Here is a 17,317-nt window from a genome sequence, read left to right as displayed (position 1 = left end):
TGGAATGTGTGGTTGGGGTTACGCTTACCATAGAAGCAAGCTTCATGGTTATTACCGCGCTGAATAACATGCTGCGCGCAGCCTGGCAGATATAAACGGGGCATGCGGGCCATCAGATTTCCTCCTTGAAATACCTGATAAAAGCTAGCCCGTTAGTGACCAAAAATCAATGACACTGACCCCATTGATTTTGACCCCATTGATTTCCGTTAGTGACCAAAAATCAATGACTCTGACCCCATTGATCATACCGATATACCGTTAGCAGGTAATTATCTGCATCCACTACCGTAGATTTATACCGCCCTTCCCACAATGTGCCGCTGCGGCCATAGGTGTAATTAAAATACTGCACATATTTGCGCCCCTGCGCCTGCATCATCCGGCCCACACCCTGCGCATCGCTAGGCGTGACAAGCAAATGTACGTGATTCGTCATCAGCACAAAAGCATGGATGGCAACCTGGTATGTCGTGGCGGCATCCTTAAGAAAAGACAGGTAGGCTTTATAGTCTGCTTCGTCATAGAAGCAAGCTTCATGGTTATTACCGCGCTGAATAACATGCTGCGCGCAGCCTGGCAGATAGAGACGGGGCAAGCGGGCCATCAGATTTCCTCCTTGAAATACCTGATAAAAGCTAGCCCGTTAGTGACCAAAAATCAATGACACTGACCCCATTGATTTTAAATAACTCATCTTTCAAGTAGGTGTGCCAGACCAAGTTGTGGCTAACTGAAATCAATCCGTTGACCTATTTCTGCCAGGATGGTGATAGAAGTTCTTCAGCTTCTGTTATTTAGAGCAATCTCAAAACCTATCAGCTAATTTGAAACCAGTTAAAACACAGAATATTTCTACGTTATCTTGAGCGCTACGAACAGTATGGTGATCATACTTCAGCAGCAGAGCTGATCAGTCCTTGCCAGCAGAAAAGATCAATTTGTGCAGCACCGCCACGTGCTGGCGCTGCACCAAGTTGCCAGTCCTGCTGTTGTAAACTGACCACTTCTACCGGCATGCGCTGACCGGGCTGCTGGTGGTTTTGCTCATTCTGGGTAGAAAAAAGGACACCTCTGAATGGGTGCCCTTGTTGTTCGATAAACATTAAAAAAGCAAAAACCGACTTGATTATTTTCAGTAAATGAATGCCATTTTCAACTAAAAAGTTGATTACATTCTTAATCATCCAACATCTTTATTTGCAGCTTGCATTTTTCATAATTTATATCTCCTTCCAATACCGGATTTGCCAGCTGATAAATAATTTTATCTATTATAAAGGCATCAGCTTCGTCACTGATCAAGTCCTCTCTACACTCAATTAAATTGGCCCAACGCTCCAAGTCTTCCTTACTTATTGATCCATTCATAAAAAGATTTATCGCATTAAGAACGTGCTTTTTATGAATGACAATAGATTCCCCTTCAAAATCCCAAGAGTAATCTCGCAGGGAAAGCATGATATCTTCTAAAGAGTCAGAATACTCAAGCAAATTTAAAAGTACCTTTTTCCTATTCATTTCGTTTAAATTCTTCATTACTGATTTTGTCCTTAACATGAACAATCTCGCCATCCGGATCGTAAGTTGTTTTGGTATATTGAACAGTGTTACCATTTGAATCTATCTGCTTTTCATATACCGCTTTGGAGCCGGGAACATTACCTGGTGAAGTCGCTTGAACAGCCACACCATCGTTAGGAAGGCTTTTCTGTTCAATACTTGTTTTCGCATTCGCAGGTGCTTTTTGGATAAACCTCTTTATATTTTTTGCAATTGCAGCTAAAGCATCCCCTGCAAGAGGAACCAAGCCCACTCCCGCTGCAATGACATTAACTGCTGATGGGTCTTGCACTGCATCCGCGATGCCTTTTATATCACTTGCGATTGGAATAGCATCTATTACAAAGGGCGCTTGAGCTCTAGCTTGTTCTAAATCAGGCATCCCCCTTCCGGTCGGGTTCCGCCCATCCGGATCCACAAACTTATACGGATTATTATTCGCATAAGCATAGCGATTAAACATCATCGGATTTGACGGTGTAAAGCCTACCGGGTCATTCGAATAAAACCGGCCAATCACTGGGTCATAATACCGCTGCTGCATATAAGTCAGCTGTAAGTCTTCATCTTCAACATGGCCGGTGTAACCTGGCTTGTCTGACTGGGTATTCGGGTCGTTGTACTTAGCCACTAACTGGCTGCCCAGATAAAAATAGTCGGTATAGCCGCCACTTTCATAGGTGCTCATTAACACACCCTGGCTGTTATACAGGCTGTAGGTTTTGGCACCGTTGTTGTTTTTCAGCACCCGACGGCCATGGCCGTCGTAACTGTAACTTATGCTGCCTGAGCTGGCTAACCGGTTGGCGCGGTTAAACACAAAGCTGCGCTGGCCATTGCTGGTAATATTGCCGCGGCTGTCGTAACCAAAAGTACGGCTTAGGGAGCCGGTTACGCTGTTAAGGCGGTTATTGGTGCCGTAGTTATAGGTTAGTTGCTCGCTGCCCAGGTTTTTGCTTTCAATATTACCCCGCGCATCGTAGCTAAAGCTGCCACTGCCCCAGAAACCGCTTGCAGAGGTTAAACGGTCCAAATTGTCATAACCTAGCGTTAATGAGTTACCGGGGACAATGCTGTCAATAATAGTATCGATATTATCGTTATCATCGTAGGTATAGGTTTGTGCCAGCAAGTTACCCGACTTGCTTACCGTGCGGGTATATGGCCTCATTTTATCATCCAACGTTTGGTTAAACGTCAGGCCATTACCATAGCTAAATTGCTTTAGCTGGCCGGTAGGATAATACTGGGCGGCCGTGGCATAAGTACCCGCTGTTGTAGCCTGACCAAAAGCATTAGGCGCAAAGCTTACTGTACGTGCTGACGGATAGGTTAACGACGCTAAGTGGCCCATGGCGTTGTATTCGGGGTCTAGCATAAACGACAGGTTATCTATGGTGAGGGTTTCTGTGTCTAGCAACCCTAAGCTGTTGTAGCTGTAATCCCATAAATGAGCACCTGAGGTTAGTTTGGTTAGCTGACCTTGTGCATCAAAGGTATGCACAATATTACCGCTGGTATCAGGGTAGGTAATGTGGTGAACATTACCTATATTGTCATAACTAAAACTCACTTTTTCAGCAGCCAGCACACTGGCGGTATTACAGTTATCCGCCTTGCCAGACGCACCTTTAGCTTCCCAAAACACTTCGCCGATGACGTTGTAATCGTAAGCCGTATGCCCCACATCAGGCCGCACCAGGCGACATAAGCGTTGCTGAGCATTGTATCTGCGTAACTCGGTAATTGCGCCTTGCTGTACCGTAACAAGGTTGTCAAACAGGTTATAATCCAGAGACGTAGTAACCCCTTCAGGTTGTTCAATTAACGTTGGCAGTTTTTGGGCAGGTGCGCCCAGGGCCTTATACGTAGTGATGGTGCTATGCCCTTTGGCATTTACCATTTGCACTCGGTTGCCACTTAAATAGTAATAATTGCTACCCAGGTTATCGACGGTACTCGTTTGCTGCAATAGTCGTTGCAAGCCATCATAAACAAACGCCGTACCGTCAGTTTCTGTACTGGATGTACTGGGATAAGAGGTAAATACTGGCTGATTATAGGCATCAAACTGCTGATTAACATAGGTAATAATGTTATTAGCCGTATCGTATTCACGAGTAAGTAACGGCCGGAACAGCGCATCCATCTCGATACGCTTCTGATAGCTACCTTTAGTGAGAGTTTGCACAAAGCGATCGGCAGCGGAAGTATAGGTAATCGTGGTTGGCGTCCAGCCAGAAGGTGGAGTAATTAATTCCACTCTACCCATAATGTCATATTCATAGCCAAAAGTATGGCCATTAAAATTGGTAACGGAGGTTATTTCACCCTTAGTGTTCACCACCAGATTGGCCGTTTTTGTCGCCGATGCGTTATAGCGACCAGGCAGGGTTATCTGCTGCGGTATGCCTCTGACATAATTATTATATTCAATATACCGGTTGGGCACGTTGTAAGTTTGGCGCTTTAAATTACCATCAGCATGATAACTGCTGTTAGTGCTAACCAGCTGGCCAAACCGCTTGCTCTGGTAAGGTAACAATTTATAATCATGCGTCGCCGAGTAGTAGCTGGTTTCAGCAACGGTTGTGTAGCTGCTGTTATTGGCCGATACCTGGGTAACCGTAGGCAAGTTTAATACCCATAAGTCAGTATCTTGCAAATAGCTTTGCTTGGTGTATTTAGTGCCGAAACTACTGGTTTCCTTTACCAGTTCAGGCTTGCCATAGCTATTATAGTTGGAATACTCAGTAGTAAAGTCAGTCGCCACGCCTTCACTATACAGGCTGGTTTTTACGACATTTTGGTAAACATGATTCTCTTCTTTGGCTTCGTTTTCAAACGCCTTATTACATTCGTCACCAGGCAGTTCAAATATAGGGTACTGACTAGGTTTGCATGACACCATCCTGACCTTGCCTGTTTTGGGTAGTACAGTAAAACTAACGTTTTGGGCCTTAAGTAGCGTATTTCCATCGGTGTCATAATACAGTGACTGAACTTCCTGCCCCTCTTTCTCATGAAACTTGCGGTCAAATACATGCACCGTCTTGCTGCCATCAGGGTTACTAACAGTAGTAGATCGTAAATCCATTAACGAGTAACCACTCGGTGCCGCTGGCAAACCCGTTAGTGCTGCAGGCAATGGTGTGTTACCCATTTGACGTGGTGAACCGGCATTTTGTGAATAGCTGTAATTCCACGTTAAATTTTGCTGGTTAAATAACAGCTCCTTTTTACTAATAGCCAAATTGGTAACACAGCGGCTTACTGTATGGTGCCCTATCGTTTCGCTGGGGTTCTGGCTGGTATTATACGGCACTTCAGTACGACCAAATTGGGCTGGCTTTTGGGTAAGCTTAAAAACGGCACCTTCAGGATGAGTTATGGTAGACACTTTGGCGACATTGGCGACAACTTGGCAGTCGGACAAACCTTGGGCTCCGGTAGTAATACCTCCAAACTTATCGAATACCAAGTCAAACAACCATTTTTTATTATCCGGCCGCTCTACTTCAGTCAGTACGTCCTTGTATAATTGGTCAGGCGCATCATATTCAGAAATATAACGGTAACGCCAAGTTTTACCATCTGCCTCAATACGCTCAATTCTGTCGGTGTTGGTACCTGATTCATAGAAGATATCAACAACCCGGGTATCACTTGATTCAATTTTTACCAATTTATTAGAATAACTTAAAAAGGTGCTGGAACTTCCGTATGGCAAAGTGGCAGCGTCGTATACATAATTCACCCAGTTACCAAAGCGATCTTCAATGCGGCTAACTTGCACATTTAACGTATAGCTACGCAGTAATTCCGCAACATCATAATTTGGGTCTAGCACGTCTGCTTCTTGCGCTACCAGTACTAAGGAGGCCGGTACCAATCTTACAACATCAAAAGTATATTTTGTTCCCTCGGGCGAGATAGCCTCGAAACCATACCTGTCGTTTAAACACGTCACCTTCCAGTTATCTGCAACGCGCCCGGCAATAGCCCCTCCTGTAGTATAAGCTTCCCGTAGTTTTTGGTTGGTTACACCGGGAACATCCAGTATATCACCACTCCAATACTGAGCAGGGCCAACAGTTGCAAAACCGGTATCAGCATAGGCGGGCGAAAGATAGCCACAATTGGGGATATGGCTTAAAAACCCCGGCTTATATTCCAGGGTTGTGGTTGAAATACTGGGGATCTCCAACACCCAGTCGCCCAGGCTGGAGTTATTGCCACGGTTATTCTTAGACCCCCGATACGCGCGCCGAATTTCTACTGGTAAGTTGCTGTTGCCTTTCAAGGCTACGTCAATGTGTGAAAAAGAAATACTACCGCTGTTTAAATCGACCCGGTCACCAAATAGATCTGTAGTTTCCGGGGTAATTTGCTCTTTAACCTCCATCCTCGACAGCGCTAACTCGGTCATCAGTTTTAAAGCCGCACCATCATCTCCCGAAGATGACATTGATTGCGCAGTCATCGGTGGCGGCATTGACGTCAATGGGTCTTTGGCCTGGATAAATAGCGCCGATAATTCCGCTATTTCCTTTTCGCTGTAAGCATGGGCAAAACCCGATAAGCCAAATACAGCCAGTAAAGAAAACGTTAATTTATTTTCCATTTTTATTAGTCCTTTTTCTTACCAAATGGCTTGTATTCGGTTTTCTTAATGATATTACCGTCGCTATCGGATTCTGCGATTATGGAGCCAAGTATGTCAGTGTGTAGGTACGTAATTACTTTTTCAGTTTCTTGCCCGGGCGGGATAACAGTACGAGTCGCTTCCAAAAAGGAATTAGGATCAGATGGGAAGCGATTGCCGGCTAAATCGGTGCAGTACCATTTGGTAATACTTACTTCAGGCTCGCTTTTTGTAAACGGGCCGAAACTGCCAGATGGTGGGCGCGCGCCGGGTGTATTTGGCGCAGTAATCGAATAGCAGCTCTCCACATGCTGCACATCCCAATAAAAGGATTGGTTAGTCCCCACCGAAACACTCAAAGGCTGCCATTCAAAGCGATTGACTACGGGCTGTGGTGCTGCGGCCACTACCGTGCGGGTGGCTTCCAAATAGGTGTCAGGGTTAGCAGGATAACGATTACCCGCTAAATCAATACAATACCATTTGGTGATACTTACCTCAGGCTCGCTTTTCGTAAAGGGGCCGAAACTGCCGGATGGTGGTCGCGCGCCGGGTGTATTTGGCGCAGTAATCGAATAGCAGCTCTCCACATGCTCCACATCCCAATAAAAAGACTGGTTGGTCCCCACCGTAACGCGCGCTGGCAGCCATTCAAATCGCTGAACCACCGGAGTTGGAGCCGGAACCGTGATGCTATTCGATGCACTGGACCAGATTGAGCATTGACCATTAGCATGACAGGCTTGAACGGAGTATTGATAACTGTTGCCAAACTCAACCGAGAAAATCTCGCTGCTATTGCTAAATGGCTCCTCACTTTGCCATGCGGCTCCGTTGATACTGATCCGAACACGATAAGTCGCCGCGCCGCTCACGGCTCCCCATTCGACGGCAATACGCTGCCCCTCCTGAGCTGAAGCAATGGGCGTGGATGGCACTTGCATCTCCGCCCGCCATGTGGATTCCAGGTACTGGTTTGGGTTTGAAGGAAATCGATTGCCAGCTAAATCAATGCAATACCATTGCGTAGTGCGTATCCCAGGCGTAGATCGCGTATAAGGGCCAACACTGCCTGAGGGAGGCCGTGCTCCAGGGGTTAAATCTGCAGTAATGGAGTGGCAGTTTTGGACATTATGTATATCCCAGTAAAAGGACTGCTGTTGCCCCATCACCACAGTCTCAGGTTCCCAGCCAAAGCGCTGGACCACAGGGGCAGGTGGTATCGTGATAGCTTCTGTTGAACTAGACCAACTCGAGCACTGATTGGATGCGTTGCAAGCTCGTACCTGATATTGGTAGCTGTTGTTCAGCGCCACCGTAAAAGCACTGTTACGGCCGGAGCCGGTATTGATGGCACTTTGCCATGTGCCGTTGACGCTTTGGCGGATACGGTATGAAGCCGCGCCACTGACAGCATTCCAACTGGTACTGATAGTGGTGCCCGCCAGCTCAGCTGACAGGCCATCAGGGGTTGCAGGTACAGCTGCTGGTATCGTGACGCTATTTGATGCACTAGACCAGGTTGAGCACTGACCATTTGAATGACAGGCTCGAACTGAGTATTTATAGCTTTGCCCAGGCTCAACCGGAAAAGTGTTGCTGGTGCTACCGCCAACGTTTACCTCACTTTGCCATGCGCCTCCATTGATACTGACCCGAACACGATAACTCGCTGCGCCATTCACTGCGCCCCACACTACAGCAATGCTATTCCCCTGAGCTGAAGCACTGGGTGTAGAAGGCACCGACATCTCAGCCCGCCATGTAGACTCCAGGTACTGACTTGAGTTTGAAGGAAATCGATTACCGGCTAAATCAATGCAATACCATTGTGTGGTGCGGATCCCAGGCGCAGATCGTGTATATGGACCAACACTGCCCGAGGGAGGTCGTGCTCCCGGGGTCAAATCTGCAGTAAGGGAGTAGCAGTTTTGGACATTACGTATGTCCCAGTAAAAGGATTGCTGTTGCCCCACCGCCACAGTTGCAGGTTCCCAACCAAAGCGTTGAACCACAGGTGCTGCCGCCACGCTTTGAAATGATGTAAACAACGATGAAACAGACAATACAAAAAGCAGGTAAAAATACTTCACCTTAGCCTCCATGCCAAACATGTAATTAAAGTTGCGGCAGAATAAGTGATGTAAATATGTTATTGCAACATTAATTTATGATTTTTATGAAGATGTTTTGTTAAACAATAAATAAAGAAGCCTATCAATCGACGTTATTTAAAACCACAAGGCTAAGACCGAGGCATCCCCGTCGCTAGAACGGGTACCAATAATCTTGTACCATAAAGCCTTCTGGCAAAATTTAGCACCCTTAAACCAAAAAGCCTGTAGCGTCAGCAACAGGCTTTGGTCTTTTAGCATTTTTTGAGCTTTTAGTAGTTATTTTACTTCAGGCAGATTACGGCCGTAGAAAATTTCCCGGATCTCTTTAAACACCTTTTTGCTAACCAGTTTTTGCTCGTCAGCGGTCATGCTATCCGTGCCCATGCCAAACAGGTAATTGTTCAGATCAGCCTCTTTTAACATCATCTTGGTATGAAACAGGTTTTCCTGATAAACGTTAACGTCGATCATCTGGAAAGCTTGCTTGGTATCACTGTCCATAAAATTCTGAATAGAACTGATGGGGTGATCGATATAGTGTTTGGTACCACTGATATCACGGGTAAAACCGCGCACCCGGTAGTCAATAGTCACCACATCAGATTCAAAGCTGTGGATCAGAAAATTCAGTGCCTTTAGCGGTGAAATAATGCCGCAGGTCGACACTTCTATGTCTGCCCTGAAAGTGCAGATACCATCATGCGGATGCACTTCCGGATAGGTGTGAACGCAAATATGGCTTTTATCCAGATGAGCGACGACCGCCTCTGGCAGGGGGCCGGGGTTTTCGGAGTTATCCGGATTCACCAGTACCGGCTCTTCGCTAACCAGAATGGTTACGCTGGCACCTTGTGGATCGTAATCCTGGCGGGCAATATTCAGCACATTGGCACCAATAATATCAACCACTTCAGTTAAAATATCGGTCAGCCGATCCGCATTATATTGCTCGTCAATGTACTCGATATATTCCTGACGATGCTGTTCTGTTTTGGCATAACAAATATCGTATAAGCTAAAGCTTAAACTTTTAGTCAGGTTATTAAACCCGTGCAGTTTCAGTTTTTCAAAAGGCTTTACCAATTTTTGCGCTCTCCACTACAGCACCTGCTGTATTGTTTTCCTGGGCAATTACTCAGACTCAGCGGTCTGGTTTGCATTGTTAACACTATAGGAATGGCTTACAGCAACACTGCTGGCCAGCATAATAGACACTGAGCAATATTTATCCGCAGATAAATCGACCGCCCGCGCCACTTGTTTTTCGCTAAGTTCATGGCCGGTGACCACAAAGTGCAGGTGAATTTTAGTAAACACCTTTGGAATGCTGTCTGCGCGCTCAGCTGATAGTTCAACTTCGCACCCCAGTACCTGCTGGCGGGCTTTTTGCAAAATACTCACCACATCAACCGATGAACAGGCGCCGGCAGACATCAGTAGCATTTCCATTGGGCTTGGGGCAGTGCTGCCTTCACGATTGGCGTCAAACACCACGGCATGACCACTACCGGAGCGACCAATAAAACTCAGGTTGTCTACCCAGCTGACTTTTGCTTGCATATGCGGTTCCGGCACGAAATTTAAGGCTGGATATTCTACGGAAAACCGGGGCGGGTAGCCAGCATTAATGCAGGCTAATTAACCTTAATCGAGCAGCCTGGCAACAGCACTGTCAAACAGGTTTTTGATTAGCAATGCAATTTCGTTAATCAGCTCTGCCTGTTCAGCAGTCGCCTTTTTTTCCAGCACACTACTTAACACCTCCTGAAAATCATACATGATACCGTCAACCTCACGGATGATCATGCTACGATGGTTCATTTCCAGCGCAGTATGCTGGGTGCAAAGGGTAATAATTTGCTCGGCAATCCGTTCTTCCAGCAGCACCCCTATGGGTTTGCCGTCAGCCAGCGCCGTACCGTCTTCGGTAAACAGAGCCAAATGTTCAGTTAAAAACTGGATAAGGTGCTCATAGCCGGGTTGATCAGTCACCATTTTCGGGGGATACCTGCTTTGCCTATCATTAAAAATCATTACAATAGCGTAATTTAAGCAAAATGTCGGCAATAAAACAAATCGGGGCGACTGCCCCGATTTGTTTATCGATTTAAAATGTCAGCCCGGGTGACAATTGCTCAGGCATGGCCACCTGATCAAGCTCTACCGACGCCACCGGATAGGCACAGTAATCTGCCGCATAGTAAGCGCTGGCACGGTGATTACCGCTGCTGCCGATACCACCGAATGGCGCCGCTGAGCTGGCACCGGTGATGGGCCGGTTCCAGTTAACAATACCTGCTCGGATCCGACGGTAAAAGTGCTGGTATAACTCCTGACTGTCGCTTAATAAACCAGCCGATAAACCAAAACTGGTGTTATTGGCAGCATCAATAGCCGCATCAAAATCATTAAAGCGGAACACTTTTAACAGCGGGCCAAAATGCTCTTCGTCCGGGAAATTCTTTACATTGCTGCATTCAATAATACCCGGCGATACCAGAGCGGTATCTTTTTGCAAATGTTGTAGCTCTACCAGCACTTCAGCGCCAAGCTCAACCAGTTGTTGCTGAGCAGCGCGCATGCCCTTAGCTGCCGCCACGGAAATCATAGCGCCAAAAAAGGGCTGCGGATCGGCATCATACAGGCCGGTTTTAATATTGCGGGTCACTTCAATTAAACGAGCCAGAATGGCGTCGCCCTGGGCAGTGGCCGGTAAAAACAATTTACGGGCGCAGGTGCAGCGCTGTCCGGCAGAGATAAAAGCCGATTGCACGATATCGTGCACGGCAGCATCGATATTACTGACATCCTGCACAATTAGGGGATTATTGCCACCCATTTCCAATGCCAGAATGATTTCAGGCCGGCCAGCAAATTGCTGGTGCAAATAGTGGCCGGTGCGCGAGCTGCCGGTAAAAAACAGACCGTCTATTCCGTCGTGGCTGGCTAGCGCCTTGCCGGTATCCACTTCACCTTGCAGTAAGTTAAGCACGCCCGCCGGTAAGCCAGCTTGCTCCCACAGCTTAACGGTGAACTCAGCAACCATTGGCGTTAACTCAGAAGGCTTAAACAATACGGTATTGCCTGCCAATAATGCGGGAACAATATGGCCATTAGGTAAATGGCCAGGAAAATTATAAGGGCCAAATACCGCTACTACACCATGTGGTTTATGCCGGATAAAAGCCCGCCCTTGCGGCATCGGGTTTTCTTTCGTGCCGGTACGCTCTTCATAGGCACGCACAGAAATATCCACTTTACCAATCATAGCGGCAACTTCGGTCCGGCTTTCCCACAAGGCTTTACCGGTATCTCTGGCAATGCACAGCGCCAGCTCTTCCTTGTTGGCCGTCAGCTGCTGGGCAAACTGTTTTACTATTGCCACCCGGCCCTCAAAGCTTAAATCGCCCCAGCTGTACTGTGCTGCGCGAGCGGCATTGATCGCCTCATCAACCTGATCGGCACTGGCGGCTTCGCCTTGCCATACTTGTTGGTTTTTAGCCGGGTCAAGCGATATAAACGACTTGCCCTGTCCTGCCAGCCATTGGCCATTAATAAATTGCACTGCTTGGCTCATATGTTTCCCCTGCTTAAATTCTGGTTAATCTGACTTGCTCACCGGCCTTAACCCCTAATGCGTCGGCGCAGGCTTGCGGCAGTACTACCTGTTCACTGTATTCTGATACCGTTAATGGTAACCAGGTAGCGCGAAATTGTTCAATATTGGTATTGCAGATCAAATAAGGCTGACTATCTGGCCCTGGTGTGCCTATCTGCACCTGTAGCTTGCGACTATACCGAATTGAGCGGATATGCTCCACCCTGGCTTCCACAGTTGGGCCGGCATCAAAAATATCAACATAGCCGCGGTTGGAGAAGCCCTCCGATTGCAATAAGGCCAATGCAGGCCGGGTTTTATCATGCACTTTACCAATCACCTGCTGCGCTTGTTTACTCAATAAGCTGACATAAATCGGGTACTTTGGCATCAGTTCAGCAATAAACACTTTCTGGCCAATGCCAGTCAGGTAATCGGCCGTTGGAAAATCGACCGAGAAAAAATGCTCCTGTAACCAGCGCCAAAATGGCGAATGACCGTTCTGATCGGACACACCACGCATTTCAGCAATCACCCTGTCGGCAAACCGCTCGGCAAATTCGGCCATAAATAAAAAGCGGGCTTTGGATAGCAAGCGGCCATTGTTTTTTTCGCGGCGGTTTTCCCGTAAAAACAAGGTGCATAGCTCACTGACCCCGGTGTAGTCATTACACAGGGTTAATATATCCACGGTTTTGTACACGCCGAGCGAGCGCGAGCTGTGCACCACTTTACCCAGATGATAATGATAAAACGCATCATCCAGGCCAACCGCCGCTTCCAGCGCACTGGTACCGCAGACATCACCGCTGCTGGTGTCTTCCAGCACAAATAAATAGCCTTCATCACCGGGGCTGCTAACCGCTTTTTGTAACGACTGCTCTGAGCGGTTGATCTTGCGCATCAGCAGCTCATCGTTGACCGGTAGCGAGGTAAAACCATGCCCCGACTCAACCGCCATCTGATAGAGCGCCGGGTAATCATCCGCTCGGATTGGGCGAATCACCATCATCGTCGCTTACTCCATTTTTGCTTTATAACCTGACGGAGCACCTTGCGGTGCCCCATTATGCTTCATGTTGCGGTCTTACTGCCGCTATATCATATTAAGCTGTTACGCTTCTACCACTTGCTTTACCGCTGCAGCGAAGCGTTGCATACCCTCACGGATATCCCGCTCAGTGATCACCAGTGACGGCGCAAAACGGATCACGTCTGGCCCGGCTACCAGCGCCATCAACCCCTGGTCGGCTGCCGCCAGAAAGAAGTCACGGGCCCGGCCACGGTATTTTTCATTTAGTACAGCTCCCAGCAACATGCCCTGGCCGCGCACTTCAGTAAATACCTGATACTGATTATTAACCTCAGCCAGGCACTCCCGGAACAGTTGCTCGTTCTGCAGTACTCCTGCTAGAACTTCAGGGGTATTGATGGTATCGATTACCGCTTCAGCGACGGCACAAGCCAGTGGGTTACCACCATAAGTACTACCGTGAGTGCCGACTTTTAAATGGCTGGCGATAGGGTTGCTGGTCAGCATGGCGCCAATCGGAAAGCCGCCACCGAGGGATTTAGCCGTGGTTAGAATATCCGGCGTTACCCCATAATTCATATAAGCATACAGTTTACCCGTGCGACCTACCCCGGTTTGCACTTCATCAAATACCAGTAAGGCATTATGCTGGTCACACAGCTCGCGCAACCCTTGCAGGAAAGCCGGCTCAGCCGGAATAATGCCGCCTTCGCCCTGAATGGGTTCCACCACTATGGCACAGGTGTTGTCCGAGATCAGTGCTTTGACACTGTCCAGGTTATTAAATTCCGCATGTACCACACCACCGGGTTTAGGACCAAAACCGTCAGAGTATGACGCCTGGCCACCCACGGTTACCGTAAAGAAGGTGCGACCATGAAAACTTTTACCGAAGGAAATTATCTGTTGTTTATGTTCGCCAAATTTATCCAGCGCCCAGCGCCGGGCTAACTTAAACGCCGCTTCGTTGGCTTCAGCACCCGAGTTGGCAAAGTACACTTTGTCAGCAAAGGTGGCATCAACCAGCTTCTTAGCCAGGCGCAGCGCCGGTTCATTGGTCAGCACGTTACTTAAATGCCACAATTTATCGGCTTGCTGTTTTAGCGCACTAACCAGGGCCGGGTGACAATGCCCCAGGCTGCTGACAGCGATACCGCCTGCAAAATCAATATATTCCCGCTCATTTTGATCCCAGACCCGCGACCCCTGGCCACGAACCGGGATCACGCTGGCCGGCGCGTAGTTGGGTACCATTACTTCATCAAATAAGGCTCGGTTTACTACCATCGTTGTGCTCATCTTGCTGTCCTCTGGTTAAGCGCTCGGTCTGTCGGGGCAAATTTTCGCTGCCACTGCCGGTTATTATCGCAACATTATTACAGGTTTAACGGCCATTGTCTTGTCAGGAAAAACTGCGAAAGCCAGAAAAATCAAGGGCTGCAGATAGATTTGCAACTGAACTGAATAACTACGCAAAGCGTTGTCAGGTTACCTAAACAAGCCTGCACCCCAGTTAAAGGTGCCGCTGGTGATATTGGCTTACCACCACAAAAATTCCAGGCTGCATGATTATGGCTAAAAAAAATCTTATAAATCGATGCTCAAGCGCTTTAAATTGGTTTTGGCCAGGGTATTAAGCTGATCATCAGTTAGCCTGACTGCAGCGAACCAGCTACGGGCTTGCTCCGCGCTGACTTTGCCTGCCGCTTTAAGTTGCTGCCATTGCACATAAACCTGAGCTTGCTGCACCAAGCGGCCCAATGGGCTGATACCATTAAAACCTATGCCCTCGGCCAGTTGATCGAGCGTTTGGCACAACGGCAACTGTTGCAGTGACCAGCGCGATGTTATATCAGCACTGAGGATCTCGGCAAACTCCAGCAAACTGTTGCTTAGAAAGCTGGCATCAGGTTCCAGGCCGTCCAGCGCATCAGTCAACTCGTTATTACGCTCGTCCCGCGCTTTAAGTAGCTCTTCTTGTTTTATTTGCTGGTAAGTCCGCAGGTAGTTGCGGGTCACTACGATATGGCCCAGTGGATGAAACAAGCCAACACAAAAGGCGGCATAGGGCAGCTCTGCACTGTCTTCGGCCAGCCGGCGCGCAGCGATGCCGCAGGCCAGCGCGTAGTCCCACAGCCGGGTTTTAAAACCAACAAAAGGATCTGTAGCGTGCGGCAAACAGCGGCGCATGCCATATACCGGTACGATAAGCTGCAGACTTTCCACCCCCAGAAACCGCAACGCTGTTTTGACGTCTTTGACCATAGCGCCCGACGCTGTGCGATTACGATACTGTGGCTGATTCACCAGTTTCAGTAAATCTTCTTTTAGCCACTCAACTTTGCTGATTAACGGGTCAAGCTGATTTATGGTAACGGCTTTATGCGCCAGGGTATCCAGTACTTGATGGTAATTCTCGCCCAGATCAAAGATTGAGGCGCTAACCAGGCTGATATTACCCAAACGCTGAAACAGCTCATCCGCTACCTGATCATGCATATGGGCCTGCGCAAACTCAACAAATTGCTGGCGCGCTTGCTGGCCAGCCAGTCTTTGCTGCAATGCCTGAGCTTCTACCGCTAACAATTTTCTGGCAGTCTGCATGCCGGCTTTTACCTGATATTGCAAACGGGCAGCATCGGGGTTCACCCCAATAAAATGGTCCCAAAACAACTGATTCAGTGGTTCATCCATGTTACTCATCAGCTGGCAACCCCAGTCTGCTGCGCCACTGCGCCCGGCAGGCATAAAAAGTTATTCAGCATCGCTTTGCCCTCTGCACTTAAAATTGCTTCCGGATGAAATTGCACCCCATGAACTGCCATGTGGCGATGCATGATCCCCATAATTTCGTCACGCTGGTTGATTGCTCCGGTCCAGGCTGTCACCTTAAGCTCTGCAGGAAGGTTGTGGCAGGCAACCAGTAAAGAATGATAGCGCGTTACTGCTAAGGGGCTGGGTAAGCCGGCAAACACCGACTGGCCCTGATGATAAATATCAGAGTTTTTACCGTGCATCACTTTAGCAGCCCGACACACTGTGCCCCCAAACACCTGCGCAATAGCCTGATGGCCAAGGCATACCCCCAACAATGGCACCTTGCCGGCAAAATATTCAATTGCTGCCAGGCTAACCCCAGCCTGCTCCGGGGTTCCCGGGCCAGGCGATATCACAACATAATCAGGTGCCAGCGCAGCCATCTGTGTCACGCTAATCTCATCATTACGCTTTACTAATACCTGCTGGCCTAACCCGGCAAAATACTGCACCAGATTCCAGGTAAAAGAATCATAATTGTCGATCATCAGCAGCATGCAAGACTCCGGTAATTCAGCCCAACACTGCCATCAGGGCGCAACAAAACCCACCGCATCATTCACCTTGGCCAGTGTTATTGCGGCGCGGCTGCGGGCTTTTTCGGCGCCAGTGCGCATGACGCTTTGCAGCGTAGGTAAATCGGCCCGCAGTTCGGTAAAGCTTTTTTGCACCGGCTCCAGCAGGCTGATTACCGCATCGGCAACATCACCTTTTAAATGGCCGTACATCTTGCCTTCATATTCCGCTTCCAGGGCGGCTACCGTTTTGCCGGTTACCCCGCTTAAAATACTCAGCAGATTAGCCACGCCCGGTTTGGCATCAATATCAAAACGCACCCGTGGCGGGTCTTCAGAATCTGTTATGGCTTTTTTAAATTTCTTGCTGATCATCTTAGGGTCTTCCAGCAAGCCGACAAAATTCCAGGGATTGTCATCCGACTTAGACATCTTCTTTGTCGGGTCCTGCAAGCTCATTACCCTTGCTGCCACCGGCGGAATATAAGGCTCAGGCACAGTAAATATCTGGCCATGAGCGGAATTAAAGCGCGTCGCCACATCACGGGCTAATTCCAGGTGCTGTTTTTGATCGTGCCCTACCGGAATCTGATTCGCCTGGTACAGCAAAATATCGGCCGCCATTAATACCGGGTAGGTAAATAAGCCGGCATTAACATTATTATTGTGTCGCTCCGACTTGTCTTTAAACTGCGTCATCCGGCTTAACTCGCCAAACTGAGTGTAACAATTTAATACCCAGGCCAGCTGGCTATGCTCAGGCACATGCGACTGCATAAATATCGCTGAACGCTTTGGGTCGATACCACATGCCAGATACAAGGCAAGGCTATCGAGCGAGGCACTGTGCAGCGCTGCGGGGTCTTGCCTGACCGTGATAGCATGCAAATCTACAATGCAATACAGGCAATCGTAAGCGTCCTGCATCAGATCCCATTGCCTAAGCGCACCCAGATAGTTACCAATGGTGAGTTGTCCGGAGGGTTGGGCGCCACTTAATACAATTGGTTTGCTACTCATGATGGGTAT

General features: G+C 48.3%; 14 protein-coding genes. All 14 read right to left on the bottom strand.

From position 1 onward, the window contains the following. Nucleotides 1–223: 223 nt before the first annotated feature. The 14 genes from WG68_RS06545 to trpS all read right to left on the bottom strand — a co-directional run bounded on the left by WG68_RS06545 (nt 224) and on the right by trpS (nt 17,308). The gene (locus WG68_RS06545) at nt 224–607 is read right to left on the bottom strand and encodes a transposase (RefSeq protein WP_046556859.1); all 384 of its coding nucleotides are present in this window, start codon (nt 605–607) and stop codon (nt 224–226) included. Between the two features lie 283 nt (nt 608–890). Beyond that, nucleotides 891–1,187, bottom strand: a complete 297-nt coding sequence (locus WG68_RS06540; protein WP_046556858.1) for a hypothetical protein — start codon at nt 1,185–1,187, stop codon at nt 891–893. Then, a complete protein-coding gene (locus WG68_RS06535) occupies nt 1,180–1,539 on the bottom strand; it encodes a hypothetical protein (protein WP_046556857.1) in 360 nt (119 codons plus the stop codon). The genes WG68_RS06540 and WG68_RS06535 overlap by 8 nt, the downstream gene beginning before the upstream one ends. Next, nucleotides 1,514–6,187 carry an RHS repeat domain-containing protein gene (locus tag WG68_RS06530; RefSeq protein WP_046556856.1) on the bottom strand — a complete coding sequence of 1,558 codons (4,674 nt, stop codon included), beginning with the start codon at nt 6,185–6,187 and terminating at the stop codon, nt 1,514–1,516. Before WG68_RS06530 ends, WG68_RS06535 begins: the two co-directional genes overlap by 26 nt. A 5-nt stretch (nt 6,188–6,192) precedes the next feature. Continuing rightward, on the bottom strand, nt 6,193–8,301 hold the full coding sequence (locus WG68_RS19345) for a chitinase N-terminal domain-containing protein (protein ID WP_161796354.1): 2,109 nt from the start codon (nt 8,299–8,301) through the stop codon (nt 6,193–6,195). A 300-nt stretch (nt 8,302–8,601) separates the two neighbouring features. Continuing rightward, the gene (gene speD / locus WG68_RS06515; protein ID WP_046556853.1) at nt 8,602–9,408 is read right to left on the bottom strand and encodes an adenosylmethionine decarboxylase; all 807 of its coding nucleotides are present in this window, start codon (nt 9,406–9,408) and stop codon (nt 8,602–8,604) included. 48 nt (nt 9,409–9,456) lie between these two features. Then, the gene (locus WG68_RS06510) at nt 9,457–9,885 is read right to left on the bottom strand and encodes an OsmC family protein (protein WP_046556852.1); all 429 of its coding nucleotides are present in this window, start codon (nt 9,883–9,885) and stop codon (nt 9,457–9,459) included. A gap of 84 nt (nt 9,886–9,969) precedes the next feature. Beyond that, a complete protein-coding gene (locus WG68_RS06505; RefSeq protein WP_046556851.1) occupies nt 9,970–10,320 on the bottom strand; it encodes a DUF3802 family protein in 351 nt (116 codons plus the stop codon). A 112-nt stretch (nt 10,321–10,432) separates the two neighbouring features. After that, nucleotides 10,433–11,902: a succinylglutamate-semialdehyde dehydrogenase gene (gene astD / locus WG68_RS06500; RefSeq protein WP_046556850.1), complete on the bottom strand. Its 1,470-nt coding sequence runs from the start codon at nt 11,900–11,902 to the stop codon at nt 10,433–10,435. A gap of 13 nt (nt 11,903–11,915) precedes the next feature. Next, on the bottom strand, nt 11,916–12,935 hold the full coding sequence (gene astA, locus WG68_RS06495) for an arginine N-succinyltransferase (protein ID WP_046556849.1): 1,020 nt from the start codon (nt 12,933–12,935) through the stop codon (nt 11,916–11,918). 102 nt (nt 12,936–13,037) lie between these two features. Next, the gene (locus WG68_RS06490; RefSeq protein WP_046556848.1) at nt 13,038–14,255 is read right to left on the bottom strand and encodes an aspartate aminotransferase family protein; all 1,218 of its coding nucleotides are present in this window, start codon (nt 14,253–14,255) and stop codon (nt 13,038–13,040) included. 288 nt (nt 14,256–14,543) lie between these two features. Then, on the bottom strand, nt 14,544–15,659 hold the full coding sequence (locus WG68_RS06485; protein ID WP_046556847.1) for an HDOD domain-containing protein: 1,116 nt from the start codon (nt 15,657–15,659) through the stop codon (nt 14,544–14,546). Then, entirely contained in the window at nt 15,659–16,270 is a 612-nt protein-coding gene (locus tag WG68_RS06480; protein ID WP_046556846.1) for an anthranilate synthase component II, read from the bottom strand. The genes WG68_RS06485 and WG68_RS06480 overlap by 1 nt, the downstream gene beginning before the upstream one ends. Nucleotides 16,271–16,303: 33 nt before the next feature. Next, on the bottom strand, nt 16,304–17,308 hold the full coding sequence (trpS, locus tag WG68_RS06475; protein ID WP_046556845.1) for a tryptophan--tRNA ligase: 1,005 nt from the start codon (nt 17,306–17,308) through the stop codon (nt 16,304–16,306). Nucleotides 17,309–17,317 lie beyond the last annotated feature (9 nt).

It is taken from the genome of Arsukibacterium ikkense (genome assembly GCF_000987775.1).
GTDB lineage: Bacteria > Pseudomonadota > Gammaproteobacteria > Enterobacterales > Alteromonadaceae > Alishewanella > Alishewanella ikkense.
The sequence above is the reverse complement of the archived record's forward strand: the minus strand, read 5'-3'. Positions and strand labels throughout refer to the sequence as shown.